Source organism: Thermogemmatispora sp. (assembly GCF_042408735.1).
GTDB lineage: Bacteria > Chloroflexota > Ktedonobacteria > Ktedonobacterales > Ktedonobacteraceae > Thermogemmatispora.
Genome location: NZ_JBHOQV010000084.1, coordinates 1 through 1,390, shown reverse-complemented (window position 1 = coordinate 1,390; position 1,390 = coordinate 1). Strand labels below are relative to the sequence as shown.

General features: G+C 64.3%; 2 protein-coding genes. Both read left to right on the top strand.

The window, feature by feature from the left end; genetic code table 11:
* On the top strand, positions 1-774 hold a 774-nt coding region (locus ACFMO7_RS06765; protein ID WP_376794759.1), incomplete at its 5' end, for a hypothetical protein.
* A 145-nt stretch (positions 775-919) separates the two neighbouring features.
* On the top strand, positions 920-1,282 hold the full coding sequence (locus tag ACFMO7_RS06760; protein ID WP_376794758.1) for an HNH endonuclease: 363 nt from the start codon (positions 920-922) through the stop codon (positions 1,280-1,282).
* Positions 1,283-1,390 lie beyond the last annotated feature (108 nt).

Sequence of the window (1,390 nt, the reverse complement as noted above, 5' to 3'; positions counted from 1 at the left end):
ACCCTCTTGGAGCGCAGTGGTCTCCCGTCTGTGATGCGTCCCTGGATGCGCAGGCTTCGTACGTATCCAGACTCCCTGACCATCCAGCTGCGGCTGCCCGAGCCTTTTGGCTGCAGCCAGTGTGACTGGCAGATCACCCTTCGTGAGGAAGGCTGGTATGGGATGGCTGGCTGCGAGCGGGTCGATGCCGCCACTGCCCGCTCCGGCTGGCTTCCCCCCGAGTCGTTCGTCCGCTGGCTGCTCTTTGGACTCGAAGCGTCGCGCCGGGAACATGCCCGGTGGCAGGCACTGAAGGCCGAAGACGAGGTGGCCCGTGCCGAACTGGCAGCGCGGCAGGCAGAGGTCCTGGCGCGTGCCTGCCCCTGGATGCAGGAGAGAGCGGACCAGACCGTGACGCTCTACCAGGTGCAGTATATCCGGGGCATGGTAGTGACAGAGGAAGGGGAGTTGCGCTCTCTGGAAGAGACGGGCTGGAGCAAGAGCGACCAGCCGGATGCGGAGGGCTACCTGACGTTGGAGCCGACGGCCACCTGTCCAGAGCGGCGCCTGCTCAAACTCGATCCCCTCCTGCATCGACCGCTCTTCCGCAAGCACGTGCTCTCGCTCAAGGAGTTGCCCTGGGAATTGACCGAGGAGCGCGAGGAGCAGATCCGTGGGTTCCGGCGGCTGAGGTGGGAAGAGGGGGGCTGGCTGGTCCGTGACTCGGCGGGGTCCATCTCCATTTCCTTCCGCGTCCCACTGCCCTGGGTGCTTTCAATCCCACAACGGGCTTAGGCGGCGTTCCGACGGCCCCTCTCTAGCGGAGCATCAGGAGCGGCGTCCGTCAAGCTTTTTACGGAGCAATCGCATGCTCTCATCTTCCTTCACCACCCGGGGTGAGAGATCCGACAAGCGGGATCATCAAGGAGACCATCCACCGATGGGAATGGATCGTCAGCGGTATCCCCCGAACTGGGCAGAGATTTCACGGGCGGCGCGGGAGCGGGCCGGCTGGCGGTGCCAGTGGTGCGGTGCCGCTCAGGGGGAAGAGCGGGTGAGCCTGGCGGGCAAGCGCTATCAGGTGGTGCTCACCGTGGCTCATCTGGGCACGCCCTTCCCCGATGGCCGACCAGCCGACAAGCGCGACAAGCAGGACTGCCGACCCGAGAACCTGGCAGCACTCTGTCAACGCTGCCATTTACGCTACGACATTGATGAGCATGTGGGGCATGCCCGGCAGACGCGCTGGCGGAAGCACCGGGAGGCGCAGCTGCAGGCTGGGCAATTGCTTCTGTTTGAGTGACGGAAGGATGATGACATGGCGCGAAGCCGCAGTATTCCGGTGGCACTCTTGAAAGAGCCAGATTTCTTTGAATTGTCTGCCGAGGCCCGCGTGGTGTTCATCGGCCTG